This window comes from Streptomyces sp. NPDC007162 (assembly GCF_040634175.1).
GTDB lineage: Bacteria > Actinomycetota > Actinomycetes > Streptomycetales > Streptomycetaceae > Streptomyces.
Genome location: NZ_JBEYFC010000953.1, coordinates 1 through 1,699, shown reverse-complemented (window position 1 = coordinate 1,699; position 1,699 = coordinate 1). Strand labels below are relative to the sequence as shown.

Below are 1,699 nucleotides of genomic sequence, written 5' to 3'. Positions count from 1 at the left end.
CAATGCCGCGTAGTTAAGCGCCGGGAGGTCGTGTCAAGCGGTTCGGGTGAAGTGGGGGTATGGGGGCGGGGCTCCGCGTAGGACAGGTGGTCTGCCAAGAACAGCCTGTCTCGGGGAGCCCCGTTGAGTGACGAGTCTGCCATCGTGTGTGCCCGGCGTGAGCGGGATCGGTTATTTGACCCAGGCCATCTGGGAGAGCTGACTCGATATGTGCCGGTGGAGCTGGTGGATGCGGTGCTGGCAGAGCACGGCGGGCTGCAGAAGCGGCTGCGGCTGCTGCCCTCGCGGGTCGGGGTCTATCTGCTGTTGGCGATGGGGCTGTTCGCGTCGGTGAGCGTGCCGGGGGTGTGGCGCAAGCTGTGTGCGAACCTGCCCGGCGGGCGGCGGGAGCCGTCGGAAAAGGCGCTCAGGGATCTGCGGCGCAGGATCGGGCCTGCGCCGTTGAAAGCCCTGTTCGAGGTGGTGGCAGGCCCCATGGGGTGGCCCACGGGGCCGGGGATGAGTTATGGCCGGTGGCGCTTGGTGGCCTTCGACGGCTGCTCGTCGATCAAGGTGCCCGACACCCAGGCCAACCGCACCTGGCTGGGCCTGATCAACCATGTCCGGGGCGGGAGGGCGGGATATCCCCTGCTGGGCCTGATGGCCCTGGTCGAGACCGGTACCCGCTCCCTGCTCGGAGCCCGCTTCGGCCGCATCCACCAGGGCGAGACCACTCAGGCACGTCGCCTGCTGCACCTGCTCACGCCGGACATGCTCTTGCTGGCCGACCGGGCCTTCGACGGCGCCGCCTTCCTCGCCGAGGTGCGAGCGACCGGAGCACAGTTCCTCGTGCGCATCAGCGCCGCCCGCCGCTGGCCGCAGCAGGCGGTGCTGGCCGACGGCAGCCGGCTGTGCCTCGCCGGGGCCCTGACCGTGCGGATGATCGACGCCGACCTGCACATCCGCCTCGCGGACGGGACCCGGCTGCAGGAGCACTACCAGCTGGCCACCACCCTGACCGACCCCGAGCAGCATCCTGGCGAGACGCTCGTCCGGCTCTACCACGAGCGCTGGGAAGCCGAGAGCACCTTCCTCGCCCTGCGGCACACCCTGCTGGGCGGGCGCGTCCTGCGTTCCGGCGACCCGGCCGGGATCGCCCAGGAGATGTGGGCCCTGCTCACCCTCTACCAGGTCCTGCGCATGGCGATGACCGATGCCACCGCACACCGCTGCCTCGACCCCGACCGGGCCGGGTTCACCATCGCTCTGAACACCGCCCGCGACCAGGTCGTCCTCGCCGTCCAGGGAGATGCGGCGGACCTCAAAGGCACGATCGGCCGGGCCGTCCTCGCCCACGTCCTGCCGCCCCGCCGTCCCAGAGTCAGCGCCCGCAAGGTCAAATCGCCCATCTCCCGCTACCACGCCAACACCAGCGGCCGCCCAGCCACCAGCACACCTATCAGCCACATGGACATCCGCCTGCAGGAACCACCCACCCGGCCACCGACACTGCCTCAGCGCATCCTCGCCCTCCTGCACACCGCCCCAGGACACCACTGGCACCGCAACGAGATAGCCCGCGCCCTCGACATCGAACGCACCGACTACCTACGCCAGCAACTCGCCGCCGGCATCCGCCACGGCTGGATCCGCAAGATCAAAGACGCCACCTACACCACGGCCTTGACAACACCCAACACCCCTTAACTACGCGGCATTG

General features: G+C 69.5%; 1 protein-coding gene. It reads left to right on the top strand.

The annotated features are described in order from the left end of the window. The first annotated feature begins 144 nt into the window (after window positions 1-144). Window positions 145-1,686 (top strand): IS4 family transposase, encoded by a 1,542-nt coding sequence (locus tag ABZ646_RS46185; RefSeq protein WP_360533670.1) that lies wholly within the window; start codon window positions 145-147, stop codon window positions 1,684-1,686. Window positions 1,687-1,699 lie beyond the last annotated feature (13 nt).